This is a genomic window from Acidisarcina polymorpha, from assembly GCF_003330725.1.
Classification (GTDB): domain Bacteria; phylum Acidobacteriota; class Terriglobia; order Terriglobales; family Acidobacteriaceae; genus Acidisarcina; species Acidisarcina polymorpha.
Genome location: NZ_CP030840.1, coordinates 3,166,355 through 3,180,832, shown reverse-complemented (window position 1 = coordinate 3,180,832; position 14,478 = coordinate 3,166,355). Strand labels below are relative to the sequence as shown.

Sequence of the window (14,478 nt, the reverse complement as noted above, 5' to 3'; positions counted from 1 at the left end):
TATAAGAAAAGGAGATGTACGAATGATAAGAGCAAGGTTTCTCGGTAAGCCCATGTCTCTATTTCTGGTTCTGTCGTTGTTATGCACGGTGCCGCTCCCGGCGCAATCGCCGAACCCGGCCACCTTGACCATTCACATCATCAACGCCCGGAACGCGAAGGGAGTGATGCGAGTCGCATTGTTCCACAGCCCCGAAGGTTTTCCCGGAGATTCATCTAAGGCGCTCCGCACGCAACCCGCGAAGATCGATCCTCAGACACTGAACGCTCAAGCTGTCTTCTCTGGGGTGCCGCAGGGCACCTATGCAGTCATGGTGTTTCACGATGAAAACAATGATGGCAAGCTTGACAAGAACATGCTCGGGATTCCAAGAGAGGGTTTTGGCGCTTCCAACAGCGCTGCCAAGAAGATGCATGCACCTGTGTTCGATGAGGCCAAGTTCTCTCTCACCTCCGATCAAAGCGTTGAAGTCAAGCTGATCTATTGAGTTCGTACTACAACCCAAGCGCCCACAGACAGACGGGCGCGCTTGTGGCCAGCCCCAAGAGGCGAAGGCTATTTGAAATCGCCAGTGGTGTAAGCCTCCTCATAAAAGCCGGGGCTCGAGGACTCAACGAAGGTGCGCAGCAGGTCGATCTGCTGCCGAAGAACCTCGCTATGGTGATACTCCTTGTGGGCTTCGACAGATTCGTACTGGCTCACCCGCACAGCTGATTTGCCATCCAGACTTCTGTACAGTCGGCTACCGATCAAGCCCTTCGGCAGACTGGCCGACGCAATGTAGCTCCGGTCCGCCTCGAAGAATTCGTCGATTTTTTCGGGTTTGATCGAAAGGACATTGATTTGTGTTACCGGCTTCATAATTCCTCCTTGGGTGGTTATTTGAGCCAAAGCTTACTTTGTGGGCTGTATCGGAGGCTTGATTTCACTTGGCAGGGCTCCGATCTGTTGCATAAATCGAAGTGAATCGTTCAAAATCCACGAACTTGCGATCCGATCTTTTTTGAATTGAAAGATGGCCATCCCGGAGGTTGTGACATGTTTGTGCGTCGCTGGAAACCCGTGAAACGGGCCGTCCTGTGTTCCTTCCAGCCGCCAGCGAACAGCCACCCGGTCACCCTCCGCGACCATATCTTCCAATGTGTAGCGAGCATCCGGGAGATAAGTGCGAATTCCGGTGATTATGCCTGCTAATACAGGTGGGCCGCTTTCTCCGTTCGATCCCTGGTAGTCTGAGGCAATCACATCTGGCAAACGCTCGATATGGCCCTGGCTGAAGCATTCTTCAAACAGTATCGTGACGGCTTGTTTGTGATTCGCAATTTCAGCAGACATGTCTCCACTCTTTTCCGGCTTGACTTCACTTTGCGGGTGAGCGACTGCGGTTGCCGCCAGCAGAGCGACGATTAGGAAGATGTTGCGCATGCCGATCACCCCTTTCGGTCGACTGGCAAATGCAGTGTAGCTTCGGTCCGCCTCGTGGAATTCGTCGATTGTGTCGGAGTTGATCAAAAAGAAATTGGTCTCAGTTACCAGCTTCATAAGTTTCTCCCTGGGTTGATGGTTTGAGTCAAAACTAAGCAGAATGCATGCGATCATGTCGCAGCACGAGGGCCTTGCGCAGAGATTGTTTAGGCCGCGTTTGCTATCAGCACCTCCGTAGTGAATCGAACTCAAGCTGGCCTTTTTTCGCTCTGATCGCTGCATTGGGAGTCCTCATTGGTTTCGGTTGGTTCGCGATCCGTGGAGTCGGCAGGCAACGAGAACTGACAGGAAGGCGTGGGCATCGGACAAGCTCACACCTAGAGCGTAAGGCCGCGCAACAGATTGCACCAGTGATGATTCGTGACATATATAATCACTATTCGTGAGCCTATCTCAAATCGATCTGAATCTCCTTCTGGTCCTGGACACGGTGCTTTCGGAGCGCAGCGTCGTGCGCGCGGTGCAGCATCTTCACGTGACGCCGTCGGCTGTCAGCAACTCACTCGCACGTCTTCGCTCCTTGCTCGGGGATCCTCTCGTGATCCGGAGTGGCCGCGGAATCGTTCCAACGCCGCATGCGGCGAGCCTCGCGCCAGCCCTCAAGCGCGCTTTAAGCGAACTCTAAAGCTTGGTACAGAAGGATCCTTTCGACCCGATGACCACTACCAAGCAGTTCACGCTTGCCCTCGCCGATGCAACCACGATGGCTCGCTTTCCGGAGATCGTGAAGCTGGTCATGAAGGAGATGCCGTGCGCTCAGCTCCGCGCAGTGGGTATCGACACATACGTTTCGTCCGGTGGCCTTTCCAGTATGGAAATGCCGCGCTGATCGCACGAGAAGAGAAGGCGCCCGGGGCACATATGATGCCGCTGTACAAAGAGAGCAGCGTCCTGGCCGCGCGTCGCGGCAACCCCCATACCAGTGGGCGAATTACGAAATCACGACTCGCTGCGCTTCAGCACGTTGATGTGCAGATAGCACCCGGCCGCGGATATAGTGAGCTTGCCCAAGCCTACATGCGGCTTGGGATCGATCGGAGGGTTGCGGTGACCGTGCCGAACTTTATTGCCGCTGCCGTCGTCATCGCAAAGACAGATCTTGTGGCGACCATTCCGTCAACCCTGATGGAACTTCTCGGAGAGCGATTTGGGCTGCGTGTGATCGTCGGACCTTTGCCAAAGATCGTCACGCAAATCAAGCTCGTCTGGCACGAACGCACAGACAACGATCCAGCGATGCAGGCGTTTCGTGAAGTGGTGGCAAGGGCGGTCTTGAAGTCCCTTGGTAAAGCGGAACAACGATGAAAGGAGTGCCGGAGCCTTCTCCGTGCTTTCCGTTTGGACCATCGACGGTCGCCAGCGCGATTTTACCTTGCACGGGATCAAAAACTGGAAACATGTTTGGTTTGCCGTGCGGATGACGATTCAAAGACTGTCAGCGAATTTGTCCACGCGTAAACGCGCAAATGCCGACAAGAAACAACAGCTGCAACCTCCCATCGCAGCGTGGTGGAATTATTCGGCTGAAGTCGGCTTCTTACGAGGAACCTGGTCGATGATTTGTATTTCGATCTGGCCAGACCAATCGCAGTTCGGACAGCTTACGATTCCGGTAGTGATTGCTCTCAAATCCAACTCGGCGAGATTGATGATGAGTCCACAGTTTGGGCAGACGTGAACGCTTTCCCTGTGCTGCCGCTCCCGGCTGTCCGATGCGTGCGCTGTCATCGCTAGGTAACTCCCCGGAATCAATAACTGGGACCTCTGTACAACAATCGTTGGCACACGCTGCAAATGAGGCTGGTGATAGCCGCAAGCAATGCCACACCGATAAAGAGGATCAAGAAAAGGTGCCAAGGCAGCCATTGCGGAGCGCCCTGCATGACATCTCGCGCAAGAAATGCTCCATCAAGAAGACGGCAAATGGCATGCCCACGAGGATTGGGGACAACACAGGGAGTCATGCGGTCCCCGGGTAGACATAATTCTTTCCTTCGCGAGCGTGAGAACCGCCAACGCCACCATGCAAACTCGATGCCTCCATAACGCTGACCTCCAATGTCATGAGCAGCTCCGGTCTACTCTGGAGAATTCTGAATCGGCAGGAATCGGCTGAATTGCGGTGCTAACGTACTTCAGCATCCATATGTTGAGAGCGACCAACGCACTTGTGCGGATATAGTTCAAGTTCTTCCAGCGCACCGTGCTTTCGATGAGAGCCTCGGGTATATCTGAAGCAGAGGACAATTTCTGAAGGGCCAAAAACGTCGGTGCGAAGTAGGCGGTAGTCCACAAGCGAAGGCACACATACACGACGGCGATGGCAAGCAACCCAGCTCGTCTTTGTTTTAGCTTCCAGTTGAGGACTAGAGCCGCCAAATAGATGGCCTCGAATAGAGAGTGGAGGACGATCCACAAGACCGTGGAGTCGATACCGACATTCGCCCGGATCACCGACAAGGTGGCTGGACTGCCCGACGCCCAAACAGGAACAAAGACAACGGTCTCCCACAGGCTCGCGCCGGTGAGCAGGCAAAACGAAGACAGTGCCAAAAGAAGCCATCGATCAGGGCGCGTCTTATTCATCGCTTCTCCTCCCACCCGTGAATCGGACGTGCTGGGCGAGGCAAACATTACTTACGACCCATCATGCTGAAGACCATGTACGAGACGGCTAAGAGAACCGTCATGGACACGGGTGCCATTGCTTTCTTGGGGCCATCCCCACTCGCCAGGTGTGCGATGAATGCAGACAGCAGAACAATGAAGAATCCCGCAAATGCCCATTCCTTAAGGAACCGAGGAAATGGAAGGAGCAACACGGCTACGCCGGCGAGTTTGAAGAGGGCGAGCTCAACTCGGAAATAAGATGGAAAGCCTAGGTGCGCGAATCTTTCTTTGAAGCCGATGCTTGTCAGGTAGAGCACACCAGACGCCGCCATCATTAAGCAAAATGTCGACGTTGTGATCCAGTAGGTGAGATTGAGCGATTTCGTAGTCATAGGATCGAATTCCTGTTCAGAAGTCGGGACGTATTCCAGGCGACAGGCAGGGCGTATGTATTTACGGACGTTTTCTTGCCTTGGGTGATGACTGCGCTTTTCTTGCGACAGAATCGAACCGGGTACTGCGCAGACGCTCAAGGCCGGTGCCGTGAAGCTTGACGCCTTCGGTGAGGAACCGCACGATGAGTTCCAGCTCGGACGCGTTATAGTTCGACCAGAGTTTGAACATCTCCTTCCTGATAGGCTCGTAAACCGCTTCGCAGCGAGCATGAGCTTTGTCACTCAGGCGAACGATCTGCCGCCTGCGGTCGGTCGGGTCATCTTCTCTTACGGCATAGCCCGCTTTCTCCAGCCGATCAATTAGTGCCGTCGTCGACCCTGAGGTCAGTCCCGTGGCTCTAGACAGCTCTCCTGCTGTGCAAGTCCCGTCTTGCGAGTAGAGGAAATCGACCCCAGCGAGATCCGTCTTATTCAAGCCGAGGACTTCGGCGATCACCGCGCGAGTCAGTTCTCCTTGGTCCCCGACTCCACGGAGTGCGGCGAACAGGCGACCGACTAGATCCTTGGGCAGTTTTCTTTTTGCTTCATTTCGCTTCTCCTACGCTCTCCGTCAGCCACGATCTTGAACGCCACGAGATTAATTTGGCTTCGCGTTCCGCTATCTTCCGAACGCTACACGCAAGGCGTTTAACAAAAGACTTAACGTCAGCAGCTCCAGCGGAAGCCGAAACTTGCTCTTGAGTATCCACTTTCTTGCGAGCGTCTCATCGATTACGTCGGCCTTTTCGAATGCAAGTGCTTTGGGAATGAAGTCGAACGCGGACCATAGCCGGGTTGCGATATGGATGCACAGAGCTGCCAGCAGCCAAAGTCTGATGGCTGGCAGCTTCCAGAACGCTGCTAGCGAGCACAGCAGGAGAACCTCGAAGAGCAGGTGTGCTGGTAGCCAGAACTTACCTCTCCTCACACCTCCCCGGCTGGGCTGAATCAAGTCGGGACGCTTCGGCCAGGAGGGATCGATCACGAGGTGCTCATACATTCCGCCACCCAGAACCGCCGACAGCACAATTACCGCGGCGACGAGCAGGCTATCGAGAGAAGAATTCATATGCGTACTCTCCTGTCGTCTATCTTGACGGTCAAGAGACTTGTCTGTCAAGATGTAGCATTGCTGATGTACGACAGCTGCAGATCACATGATGATGCTGGACGATGTGAATGGGTTCGGCCACCTATTACTCCGCATAATTCGTTGGCAGGAGTGCCCGATCCGCAAGAAACGTCTCCCACCTCGGCTGCCCTGATCTATAGATGGGCACCGCGCACCGCGCAAAGGACCTTTCCAAGGTCCCACAGATCGGGCATTCATATGACTTCGTTAAAAGGGAAAAGAATCGCGATACTCTCAACCGATGGATTCGAGCAAGTGGAACTCACAGAACCGCGCAAGGCCTTGGATTGCCGCGGCGCGACCACGGTGGTAATTTCGCCGAAGGGTGGTGAGATCAGGGGTTGGAAGCTCACTGACTGGGGTGACAACGTTCCAGTGGACCAATTGCTCGAGGAGTCCGATGCGCAGGAGTTTGACGCACTCCTACTGCCGGGCGGTGTCATTAATCCTGACAAGCTGCGGATCAATCCAAAGGCCGTGAAGTTCGTTGCTGAGTTCGTTGCCTTCGGAAAACTGATTGCCGCGATCTGCCATGGCCCTTGGACACTCATTGAAACCGGCGTGGTCAAAGGCAAGACCATGACCTCGTGGTCATCGGTTAAATCCGACCTTGTCAACGCGGGCGCTAACTCGGTCGATCAGGAAGTCGTAGTGGATGGTCACTTAATCACCAGCCGCCAACCTGACGACATACCTGCGTTCAGTAAGCAATCATCGAGTTCCTCAGCCGAGACGCGTCACAACACGCGGCTTGAATCCAAACTGGACGGGATGACTAACCGAAACGCGCGAGGCAATCGTCTTAATGCGGACGGAACGAGGAAAACCAGCCGTGATGGCCGTGATGCGATAGCGGCCAGTTCGCCCCCCCTCTGGATCGGGCGACTTGAGCCGTCGCGACCTGCTGAAGCTTGGCGCATCCGTTGCAATCGCGGCTGCAACCAGAACGGCGCACAGTGAAGCAGCGACACAACTAAGTGAAAGGCGGCTAAAAATGGAAACTGTGCTTGTGACGGGTGCCGGAACTGGCATTGGCAACGAGGTTGCTATGCGACTTGCCGGGCGCGGATATCAAGTGATAGCCGGCGTTGAGATTGAGGCCCAGATCGAAACGAGACTAGTGCCTCTTCTCCTGCGCCGGGACAACCCGCGAGGCGGGAGAGCCATGGCCGCAAATTCCGCAGACACTGAACAAGGACTCTCCTGGGAGAGCGTTCACGTTTGCCCAAACTGCGGACACATCCATCAATCTCGCAGAATTGGATATGAGAGCAATCACGACCGGAATCGTGACCTGTCCCAGTTGCAATTGGTCAGGGCAAATAGAAATACAAATTATCGATCAAGTGCCTCGGAAGAAGCCGACTTCCGTCGAGTGATTGCACTATGCCGGAATGGGAAGCGTCAGTTGTTGATCTTCTTCTTGTCCGGCATTCTGCGCATGTATGCGCGGACAAATTCGCTGGCGATCTTCAAATCATCATCTGCACGGCAAACCAGTCACTTCTTCACGTTTAGGCTCGCCTCGTTGAGCGGGCGAACTGTCACTCCGTTGCGCGCCAGAAGCAAAGCGCCGGAAGCTGGCCTAAAATTGAATACGACCGATCGGGCCGCTGTGACTAGACAGGAGCATCATCCTTGAGCTTTAGCAGTTCCATAGCAAGTATTATGAAATCCCTTGACCAGACTCCGCAACCCCCGCATACTTTCCATAGTGGTCATTATGAAAAGGAGGCGTCGATGGATCTACGGCTGAATGGGAAGCGTGCTTTGGTCACAGGCAGTACAAGCGGAATTGGGGAACAGATCGCGAAAACTCTTGCCGGGGAAGGTGTTCGGGTTGTTGTTCATGGCAGGCGAAAGCCCGAAGCGGATCGCGTGGTGCAGGAGATCGCAGCGGCAGGAGGAATGGCCATCGCCGCCATCGGCGATCTTGGAAGCGATGAGGAAACGGCTAAGGTCGTAAACGTCTCCTTGTCAGCCTTTGGCAATATCGACATCCTCGTCAACAACGCCGGGGCATTTCCCATGAAGCCATGGCTGCTATCGATTGCAGCTGAGTGGCTCGATCTGTACAACTCAAATGTGGGCTCGGTCGTACGGCTGGTCACGCAGCTTGTTCCCGCGATGGTGGAGCGCAAGTGGGGCCGGGTCGTGATGTTGGGCAGCTTCCTTGGCCCGATGCCAGGTCCGCCTGTTGCTATTTACGGTACAACGAAGGCTGCCAACATCGCCCAAGCTGTTTCTTTAGCAAAGGAACTTGGCGGGACCGGCTTGACGGCAAACACAGTCAGCCCAGGACCCATCCGAACACCGGGGATGGAAGCTGGGGCACGGGAGATGATGACCTCACAGGGACAGGAGTACAGCTTTGACACGTTCGAGCAGTTCTATGTGCAGCAAACGCGTCTGCCGGCCGGCAGGATAGGCTCACCGATAGACATTGCAAACATGGTTGCTTATCTATCAAGTCCTCTAGCTGACTTCATCACAGGTGCCAACTTACGCGTTGATGGCGGCATGATGCCGACAACGAACTAAGGTGCAATCGGCGAAGGATCAAGATACCGGTGTTTCGATTCCTCCGGAGAAGGCTCAGGAGCACCTTGGACATGCCGGCTTCAGGCGAGTGGACGCGCAACACTCTAGGATGGAATCCTACCGGGCCCAGCATCATTGAAGACCTCGAGGACATGAAGTATTTCTGAGGAGCACCCTCAGGAAGATCAGCCCGCCATGACTGGCGATGGTCAGCATCAACTATCTCCCTCGCAGGCTCTGCGGTCTAGGGAAGAGTTTTACGCGGATCGGAACTCGTATAGAGAACCACGAAAAGGAATGCCAAGATGGCCTTCATCGGTTGCGTTCAATTTACTCCAATGCGCTACGTTCACATGTGCCCGGCAGAATCCACAGGCGCCGCTTCAAGTGCATGTACATCGCGGCGGGGAGGGCGGCCGAATATGCGGGCGTACTCGCGGTTGAACTGCGACGCACTCTCGTAATTGGCTTGTATCGCGGCGGTCTCGACGTTCGATCCACGTGTGAGCATTGGCCGTCGCGCATACAACAGACCTAACTGTCTCTGATACTGCAGCGGACTCATTGCAGTAGTCGCCTTGAACTGGCTATGGAAGGTTGCTGGGCATACTCCATACCAGACCGGTCAGATCGGGCGGCCTTTACCGACTATGACATACCAATCAATTCGACAATCTCTCAATAACTCCCCCAAGCAACCAATAAACAGGTGGGTACTTGTGTGTGTTGTTCATCTGGCAGTGAGAAGAGGAATTGCAAGTGGTCAACACTCCCGGTAAGCGGATTGCCTTCTATGAACAGTCGCTCAAAGCACGCTGGGCAAACCGGCAATTGATCGGATGGAGCAGGCTCTGTCGCCTGACCAGGAAAGGTTCTACGCCTCTGCTAATTTGAAGGCCTGTACCATCGGATGAGCCTCAGAGTTAATCCAGTGCCACCAAAAGCAGTAGCGCAAACGGCGGACGGAACCGACAGCAGAGGTGATGACATTTATCCTCCATTCGCCGCGCCTTCAACTATTCTCCTTGTGTTCTTCGTAGGCCCTTGCCGCATCGCACAGTCAGTTTGTTTCCCATATAGGTCACTTGTTTCTTGCTGCCGTCGGGGAGCGCGATTACTAAGTGGCGTGTAGTCAGCATCCCCGGATAGGAACCTTGTCTATCGCTTATGGTAAGTTTGCGTCTGCGGTCGTCCCATTGCATTGGAATGCGAGTGAAGGAGCCTGTCTCGTAACTATAGGTATTGCCATCGTCTTCGTAGAGCGAGAAGGCCGCGTTGGCTCCAGGATAGATGCGCATCTCGAGCGGATCCTCGGCTTCTGCTGTCGACTGCGTCACTGGACCCATAGGTAATATAGTGCCTGCGCGCACGTAAAACGGAATGACGTCCAGTGGAACTGGAGAAAGATCCAGCATTTGCCCTCCGGCTACGGCCTTGCCCGTATTTCCGTCGAACCAGCCGCCTGCCGGCAGATAAACCTTGCGTTCGCCGCCCATTTTCAGCACAGGCGCGGCCAGCACCCGATCGCCTAGCATCCACTCGTCATTCAACGACCACGTTGCCCGGTCGTCCGGAAACTCCAGGAACAGAGGTCGCATCGGCGGCAGGCCGGTGCGATAGTTTGCATCAGCAAGCGTGTAGATATAAGGAATGAGCCGATAGCGCAGATCGATCGCTTTTGTCATCGCCGCGAGCCCGGCGTCGCCAAAAGCCCAGGGCCATCGCGGAGAGTTGTGAGTGCCGTGCGCACGCATTATTGGGACGAAGACCGCCTCTTCGATCCAGCGCGTGTAGAGCTCCGGCGTGGGGGTACTCTGAAATCCACCGGAATCTTGGGAGACGTAAGGCATCCCTGCCAAAGTCCAGTTGAGAAGGGTTCCCGGCTGCTCGCGAAACGTCTCCCAATCGGAGTTGATGTCCCCAGTCCATACCGCTGCGCCATAGTGCTGCAAGCCAGGAGAAAACGCTCGGTTGATCGACCACTGCCGGTTCGAGCTCGCTGCGCGGCCTCCTAGATACTGCTGCTGCGACATGTAGAAAAATTCATCGTAAGCTTGTTCGGCCTCGTCGTTCCACCAGCCGTCGACACCTGTCTTCAGCAGCGGTAGTTGATGGTTCCACCACCAGGCACGCGCACGCGTAATATCGAAGCGCACGTCCGTCCCGAAGGGTGCTGGAATAGCCCAACCCTGGCCCTTGGCGTAGTCGGCGTGGACGCCCTCGACGCGCGGTTTTCGGATACCGACAAAATGCAGGTTCATCTCATTCATCTTCGCGAGATTGGTAGCAGGGTCGGGAAAAGTCGCGGGATTGAACTGCCAGTCGTTTACATACCAATCGTAGTCGTATATGAAAGCATCGACGGGTATTTTTCGGTCGCGGAATTCCTGCCATTTGTCCTGTACGTCGCTGGCATCTTTGTATCCCCACCGGCTGAGCATGAACCCGAAAGTCCATCGGGGAGGGATGGGCGCCGATCCAGTTAGACGGGCGTAGTCGCCGAGCACACCCGCGCTGTCCGCCGCAGCAATCAGGTAGATGTCGGCGAACTCGTCAGGCACCGTCCAGGTTAGGGTTCCGTTGAAATCCGACCATACAATATGCCGATTGACGTCGAAAATATCGTTGGCCACCAATATGCCATAGCCGGACGGCGACCAGATATAAGGTACGGTGGTGGCGCCATTTACGACTACCTGTTTGCCGGAGGTGTGAACGAGCGGCCCGGCATGGTTTTCACTTTCATTGCCATTGCCGTAAAATCGGTCATGCGGATCGTGCTCGAATGTGAAGGTCGTCGAGGCTCTGTCCGAGGCGACGCTCTTCAGCGTCAGCAATATGTTGCCTGCAGGCGACTTTAGAACAAGCGGATTCGATATATCTGCTGGATCACCCGTCAGCGTCCCGGAGGAATGGTCTCCAACGAGAGGCGGAACCGACTCGCTTGGTGCGACGACGAAGGGGCTCGCCGGCGGCACTGCTGCGTCGGGCAACGCATCCACCACGACGTGAAAGACACCTGGCACAATGGCCGGACGTACGATCACGAGGGGCGCGGGGACGTTCTTAGGGGCATCGCGGGCTCCATTGCTGCTTGAAATGCTGCTCTGTGCGGCAGAGAACTGGATTCCAACCAAAAAAGTGACAATGCCAAAACAAACTTCGCGAGCGCTGCGTCGAGTGATCATATTTTCTGAGATGACTATGCGTATGGTAATAACTAGCGTTAGTTACGGTAAGTCCAAGCCGTAAACAATGAACATCAACCTGCCATAGCTGAATGGACAGCAAGTTACATACGGATAACTAAACATATCAATCAATCCTACGCCTATCGTCATCTTGTGACCATTAAGCGATATCATTTACAGACCGGACGTTTATCGATAGGTTGCTAAAGAAGCTAAAGCGATCCTGCTCCCACCATGTAACCTCATTGCGGTCTATATTTCCATTGCATCTTGCAACGTGGGCGTCCGCTCAGACAGGACGATGTGAAAATGTTCAGCGGCAGGATAGCCTCCCGAACTTGCCAGAACCACCATGTATCCGTTGGCCCGGGCGATCTCATGAACAGCCTTGACGACGCTTGCGGTGAACGGATTGGACGAATCGACGACGATCATTTCGATGGCTGCGGATTTCTGTGCTCTTAATCCTCGCGCAAGCTCATTAGGACGATAATTCAGACGACTCATGACATCACGAACACAATTCACTACCTCTTCTTTGACGCGAGCGGACCCGTTGAGCACGCGTGAGGCTATCTTTAATGAGACACCCGCCTCTCGAGCAACATCAACAAGTGTGGGTGCCTTCGGTTTTGCTGGATCATCATGAACGTTGATGTACAGGTGCAAGGCTATATCCTCCACCAGGAGACGGCATCATCCCTCCTGCGAACCTATGGAACTCGTTCAAGATACTCCGCGTATATATGCTCGTTTGAGATTCTTCAAGTACAACCACCAAATCGGGATCCACGCAGAGCTTCCCTTCGTGAAGCTCTGCGCTTGAGAGCGTTTCTAATAACCTCTTGCAGCGCGCTGTTTATTGGCTAATCAAGTTGAACTGCTGTGCAGGAGTGCCATTTTCCCCATATTGGTCGAGTTGGGTGCCGCTTGTAGTGCTTGCCCCGGGAACATCGAGCGCCTCTGTGCTGTATGCGTTGTAGAACGAATATGTTCCGTTGGAGTTTTGCACTATTCTCCACTGGTCGTTGTTAGTTTCCGACGTACTCCATTGGACAATGGGAGCACCGAATGCTGTTGAAGCTCCTGTCACGTTTAAGTAAAGGCCACTGTTTACATTCTGTATCCGATAGTAGCCGGGGCTTGCGGAAACGAATCTCCACTCCGCGTTTGTGGCTCCGCCGCTGAAAGGCCACTGAATGATCTCTGCCCCGTTGGAGGTTGAGCCGCCGAAAACATTCACTGCCAGACCGCTGTTGGCGTTCCGGATTTCATAGGTTCCAGACAGGTTAAGGCTCGGTTGAATGAGGTTGAACTTCTGCGCCGGCGTGCCGTTGGCAAACCACTGATCTAGTTGCGTTGTGCTCGCGGTGCTCGCCCCGGGCACGTCCAAGGCCTGCTTGCTATAAAGGTTATAGAAGGAGAATGTTCCGTCCGAGTTCTGCACCGGCATCCATTGGTCGTTTCCCGGAATCATGCCCTGCGCCGACCACTGGATGATTGCCGCTCCGTTGATCCCCGAGCCGCCTGGACCGCCTGCCGAGACATTTAAAACCATGCCGCTGTTGACATTGTTGATGTGGTAATAGCCGCCGCTGGTCGGGACAAGGGTCCACAGAGAATTGTTCTGTCCGCTGGAGAAAGGATACTGAATCACCTCCGCTCCGTTCGCGGTCGAGGCTCCAGAGACATTGAGCGCCAATCCGCTGTTGACGTTTTGGATCTCATAGGTGCCGGCCAGGTTCATCGTGGGAGGAGGAAATTGCTGCCATATAGCGTCGCCGGAGCTCACATCCATAGCGCCAGGCTCTTGTTCCCCACTTGTCGGTGTGTTTAGCACGGGCGTCTGCTGGTTCCAGGTATTCCACATAAGATCCTGGCTGTTGCGAATGTTCCACGCGTCCAGGGCATTGTTTAGCTCCCACGTGGCGTACGGAGAACTCCACCATCCACTCGCAACTGTAAGGAAGTTGCTCAGAGCACGCGTAAAGACGTAGTTCTGGGGCATGTATTGGTTATTATAGTTAGCCGTGTTGCTGATAGGGTTATCCGTGCTGAGAGGCTGAGGGGGATTCGCGGTGGGATTATATTCGCCGTAGACGTGGTTGATGATCCCCAACGCATCATTGTAGTACTGCTGGTTACCGGTCACGCGGTAGAGTTCGGTTGCCGCGTAGATGACGCCTCCGTTATCAAAAACGTTGTCATTTGCGTAAGTTGACACATCGCCTTGCGGATCGCTCGTACATCCCATAACCTGCCATGGCAACCAGGTTCCTTGCGAGTTGTTGATGGTGCTGCCCGTAGTATTAACCAGATACTTGCGCTCCCAAGCGTAGATCGCTTCAGCGCCATTGAGGTATGTCGTATTTCCGGTGGCCTCGTACAGCCAGACGCCGGCGTAAACGAAATTCGAATTGCTGACCTGGCAGTTTCCTTGATCGAAGTTTGTCTCGGTAATACCGCCATACTGGGAGTTCCACCCTCCACCGTTGGAGTCGCCCGGACGGCCGTCCATGACAAAGGTCCAGCCTTTCTCGGCTTCTGTTAAGTAAGCCTGATTTCCCGTATACAGATAGCCACGGGCGTATAAAGCCGTGGTCCATCCGATATCATCGTTCCAACCATCGGGGCAGTTGGCTGTGCACGGATTGGACGGCGTGACTCCGGCAGGCTCGTAGTCCTCGGTAATATAGCCGCCGTTGCCAAGCCATGAGGGGCTGGTAAGCATTGAAGTTAACGCTGCGTTGATGAGGTTCAAGTCGTTTATATTGTGCGTGTATTCATACCGATCTTCAAGCACATAAAGGTCCTGGTCGCCTGTCCAACCTCCTTCGACATCAGCCACTGTGCCTTGCTGGTAACCATTTGTATAGAAAGTCTGCCCGTTGGCCTGAACCAAGAAACCGGCATTGTAAGCAGCCATAGCTGGGTTGGCTTCGTTTGGAATTTCAGTTATCTGAGCATGCGCGGGCCTAGCCGGGAGCAAGCACGATACGGCCGCGCAAGCAAATGTCAGGGTGTGAAGTACCACGCGTATATGTTTCATCTAAAGTCTCCTGTGGTGCTGCGTTTGAGCGTGGCA

At 54.5% G+C, this 14,478-nt stretch carries 16 protein-coding genes and 1 pseudogene; 6 read left to right on the top strand and 11 right to left on the bottom strand.

Going from position 1 to position 14,478, the window contains the following annotated elements; genetic code table 11:
- Positions 1-22: 22 nt before the first annotated feature.
- Positions 23-487 carry a DUF2141 domain-containing protein gene (locus tag ACPOL_RS13590; protein WP_161557345.1) on the top strand — a complete coding sequence of 155 codons (465 nt, stop codon included), beginning with the start codon at positions 23-25 and terminating at the stop codon, positions 485-487.
- A 68-nt stretch (positions 488-555) separates the two neighbouring features.
- Here ACPOL_RS13590 and ACPOL_RS13585 read toward each other — a convergent pair whose 3' ends face one another.
- A complete protein-coding gene (locus tag ACPOL_RS13585; protein ID WP_114207536.1) occupies positions 556-861 on the bottom strand; it encodes an antibiotic biosynthesis monooxygenase family protein in 306 nt (101 codons plus the stop codon).
- A 33-nt stretch (positions 862-894) separates the two neighbouring features.
- The gene (locus ACPOL_RS13580) at positions 895-1,542 is read right to left on the bottom strand and encodes an ester cyclase (RefSeq protein ID WP_161557344.1); all 648 of its coding nucleotides are present in this window, start codon (positions 1,540-1,542) and stop codon (positions 895-897) included.
- A gap of 325 nt (positions 1,543-1,867) precedes the next feature.
- On the opposite strand from ACPOL_RS13580, the gene ACPOL_RS34115 reads away from it, so the two are divergent.
- Genes ACPOL_RS34115 through ACPOL_RS34105 form a run of 3 tightly spaced genes read left to right on the top strand, consistent with a single transcriptional unit; the run spans position 1,868 to position 2,790 of the window.
- Positions 1,868-2,110, top strand: a complete 243-nt coding sequence (locus ACPOL_RS34115; RefSeq protein ID WP_201759219.1) for a LysR family transcriptional regulator — start codon at positions 1,868-1,870, stop codon at positions 2,108-2,110.
- 30 nt (positions 2,111-2,140) lie between these two features.
- Positions 2,141-2,314, top strand: coding sequence for a hypothetical protein (locus ACPOL_RS34110; RefSeq protein WP_201759352.1), 174 nt, complete (start codon positions 2,141-2,143; stop codon positions 2,312-2,314).
- Positions 2,315-2,346: 32 nt separating this feature from the next.
- On the top strand, positions 2,347-2,790 hold the full coding sequence (locus ACPOL_RS34105) for a LysR substrate-binding domain-containing protein (RefSeq protein ID WP_236657461.1): 444 nt from the start codon (positions 2,347-2,349) through the stop codon (positions 2,788-2,790).
- A gap of 210 nt (positions 2,791-3,000) precedes the next feature.
- On the opposite strand, the gene ACPOL_RS33545 is transcribed toward ACPOL_RS34105, so the two are convergent.
- From ACPOL_RS33545 to ACPOL_RS13550, 5 genes are all read right to left on the bottom strand, one after another.
- Complete coding sequence (locus ACPOL_RS33545; RefSeq protein ID WP_161557343.1) at positions 3,001-3,213, bottom strand: hypothetical protein; 213 nt, start codon at positions 3,211-3,213, stop codon at positions 3,001-3,003.
- Between the two features lie 333 nt (positions 3,214-3,546).
- Positions 3,547-4,071, bottom strand: coding sequence for a hypothetical protein (locus tag ACPOL_RS13565; protein WP_114207533.1), 525 nt, complete (start codon positions 4,069-4,071; stop codon positions 3,547-3,549).
- A gap of 47 nt (positions 4,072-4,118) precedes the next feature.
- Positions 4,119-4,487 (bottom strand): DoxX family protein, encoded by a 369-nt coding sequence (locus ACPOL_RS33540; protein ID WP_161557342.1) that lies wholly within the window; start codon positions 4,485-4,487, stop codon positions 4,119-4,121.
- 61 nt (positions 4,488-4,548) lie between these two features.
- The gene (locus ACPOL_RS13555) at positions 4,549-4,986 is read right to left on the bottom strand and encodes a MarR family winged helix-turn-helix transcriptional regulator (RefSeq protein WP_161557341.1); all 438 of its coding nucleotides are present in this window, start codon (positions 4,984-4,986) and stop codon (positions 4,549-4,551) included.
- A gap of 162 nt (positions 4,987-5,148) precedes the next feature.
- The gene (locus ACPOL_RS13550; protein ID WP_114207530.1) at positions 5,149-5,598 is read right to left on the bottom strand and encodes a hypothetical protein; all 450 of its coding nucleotides are present in this window, start codon (positions 5,596-5,598) and stop codon (positions 5,149-5,151) included.
- Here ACPOL_RS13550 and ACPOL_RS13545 point away from each other — a divergent pair, their 5' ends adjacent.
- Both ACPOL_RS13545 and ACPOL_RS13535 read left to right on the top strand, forming a co-directional pair.
- Complete coding sequence (locus tag ACPOL_RS13545; protein ID WP_414633347.1) at positions 5,599-6,621, top strand: type 1 glutamine amidotransferase domain-containing protein; 1,023 nt, start codon at positions 5,599-5,601, stop codon at positions 6,619-6,621.
- Between the two features lie 780 nt (positions 6,622-7,401).
- Positions 7,402-8,202 carry an SDR family NAD(P)-dependent oxidoreductase gene (locus ACPOL_RS13535; protein WP_161557340.1) on the top strand — a complete coding sequence of 267 codons (801 nt, stop codon included), beginning with the start codon at positions 7,402-7,404 and terminating at the stop codon, positions 8,200-8,202.
- Positions 8,203-8,551: 349 nt separating this feature from the next.
- Here the strand turns inward: ACPOL_RS13535 and ACPOL_RS13530 are convergent.
- The 4 genes and pseudogenes from ACPOL_RS13530 to ACPOL_RS13515 all read right to left on the bottom strand — a co-directional run.
- A pseudogene (locus ACPOL_RS13530) lies at positions 8,552-8,803 on the bottom strand (helix-turn-helix domain-containing protein); the annotation flags it as partial.
- 415 nt (positions 8,804-9,218) lie between these two features.
- Positions 9,219-11,390 (bottom strand): glycoside hydrolase family 31 protein, encoded by a 2,172-nt coding sequence (locus tag ACPOL_RS13525; protein WP_114207526.1) that lies wholly within the window; start codon positions 11,388-11,390, stop codon positions 9,219-9,221.
- Positions 11,391-11,645: 255 nt separating this feature from the next.
- On the bottom strand, positions 11,646-12,062 hold the full coding sequence (locus ACPOL_RS13520) for a LacI family DNA-binding transcriptional regulator (RefSeq protein WP_161557339.1): 417 nt from the start codon (positions 12,060-12,062) through the stop codon (positions 11,646-11,648).
- A gap of 190 nt (positions 12,063-12,252) precedes the next feature.
- Complete coding sequence (locus ACPOL_RS13515; protein ID WP_114207524.1) at positions 12,253-14,442, bottom strand: RICIN domain-containing protein; 2,190 nt, start codon at positions 14,440-14,442, stop codon at positions 12,253-12,255.
- Between the last annotated feature and the right edge of the window lie 36 nt (positions 14,443-14,478).

Excerpts from the sequence above, each read along its gene's own strand:
- ACPOL_RS13590 (WP_161557345.1), top strand. The coding sequence starts at position 23 with ATGATAAGAGCAAGGTTTCTCGGTAAGCCCATGTCTCTATTTCTGGTT.
- ACPOL_RS13585 (WP_114207536.1), bottom strand. The coding sequence starts at position 861 with ATGAAGCCGGTAACACAAATCAATGTCCTTTCGATCAAACCCGAAAAA.
- ACPOL_RS13580 (WP_161557344.1), bottom strand. The coding sequence starts at position 1,542 with ATGAAGCTGGTAACTGAGACCAATTTCTTTTTGATCAACTCCGACACA.
- ACPOL_RS34110 (WP_201759352.1), top strand. The coding sequence starts at position 2,141 with ATGACCACTACCAAGCAGTTCACGCTTGCCCTCGCCGATGCAACCACG.
- ACPOL_RS34105 (WP_236657461.1), top strand. The coding sequence starts at position 2,347 with ATGATGCCGCTGTACAAAGAGAGCAGCGTCCTGGCCGCGCGTCGCGGC.
- ACPOL_RS33545 (WP_161557343.1), bottom strand. The coding sequence starts at position 3,213 with ATGACAGCGCACGCATCGGACAGCCGGGAGCGGCAGCACAGGGAAAGC.
- ACPOL_RS13565 (WP_114207533.1), bottom strand. The coding sequence starts at position 4,071 with ATGAATAAGACGCGCCCTGATCGATGGCTTCTTTTGGCACTGTCTTCG.
- ACPOL_RS33540 (WP_161557342.1), bottom strand. The coding sequence starts at position 4,487 with ATGACTACGAAATCGCTCAATCTCACCTACTGGATCACAACGTCGACA.
- ACPOL_RS13550 (WP_114207530.1), bottom strand. The coding sequence starts at position 5,598 with ATGAATTCTTCTCTCGATAGCCTGCTCGTCGCCGCGGTAATTGTGCTG.
- ACPOL_RS13545 (WP_414633347.1), top strand. The coding sequence starts at position 5,599 with ATGCGTACTCTCCTGTCGTCTATCTTGACGGTCAAGAGACTTGTCTGT.
- ACPOL_RS13535 (WP_161557340.1), top strand. The coding sequence starts at position 7,402 with ATGGATCTACGGCTGAATGGGAAGCGTGCTTTGGTCACAGGCAGTACA.
- ACPOL_RS13525 (WP_114207526.1), bottom strand. The coding sequence starts at position 11,390 with ATGATCACTCGACGCAGCGCTCGCGAAGTTTGTTTTGGCATTGTCACT.
- ACPOL_RS13515 (WP_114207524.1), bottom strand. The coding sequence starts at position 14,442 with ATGAAACATATACGCGTGGTACTTCACACCCTGACATTTGCTTGCGCG.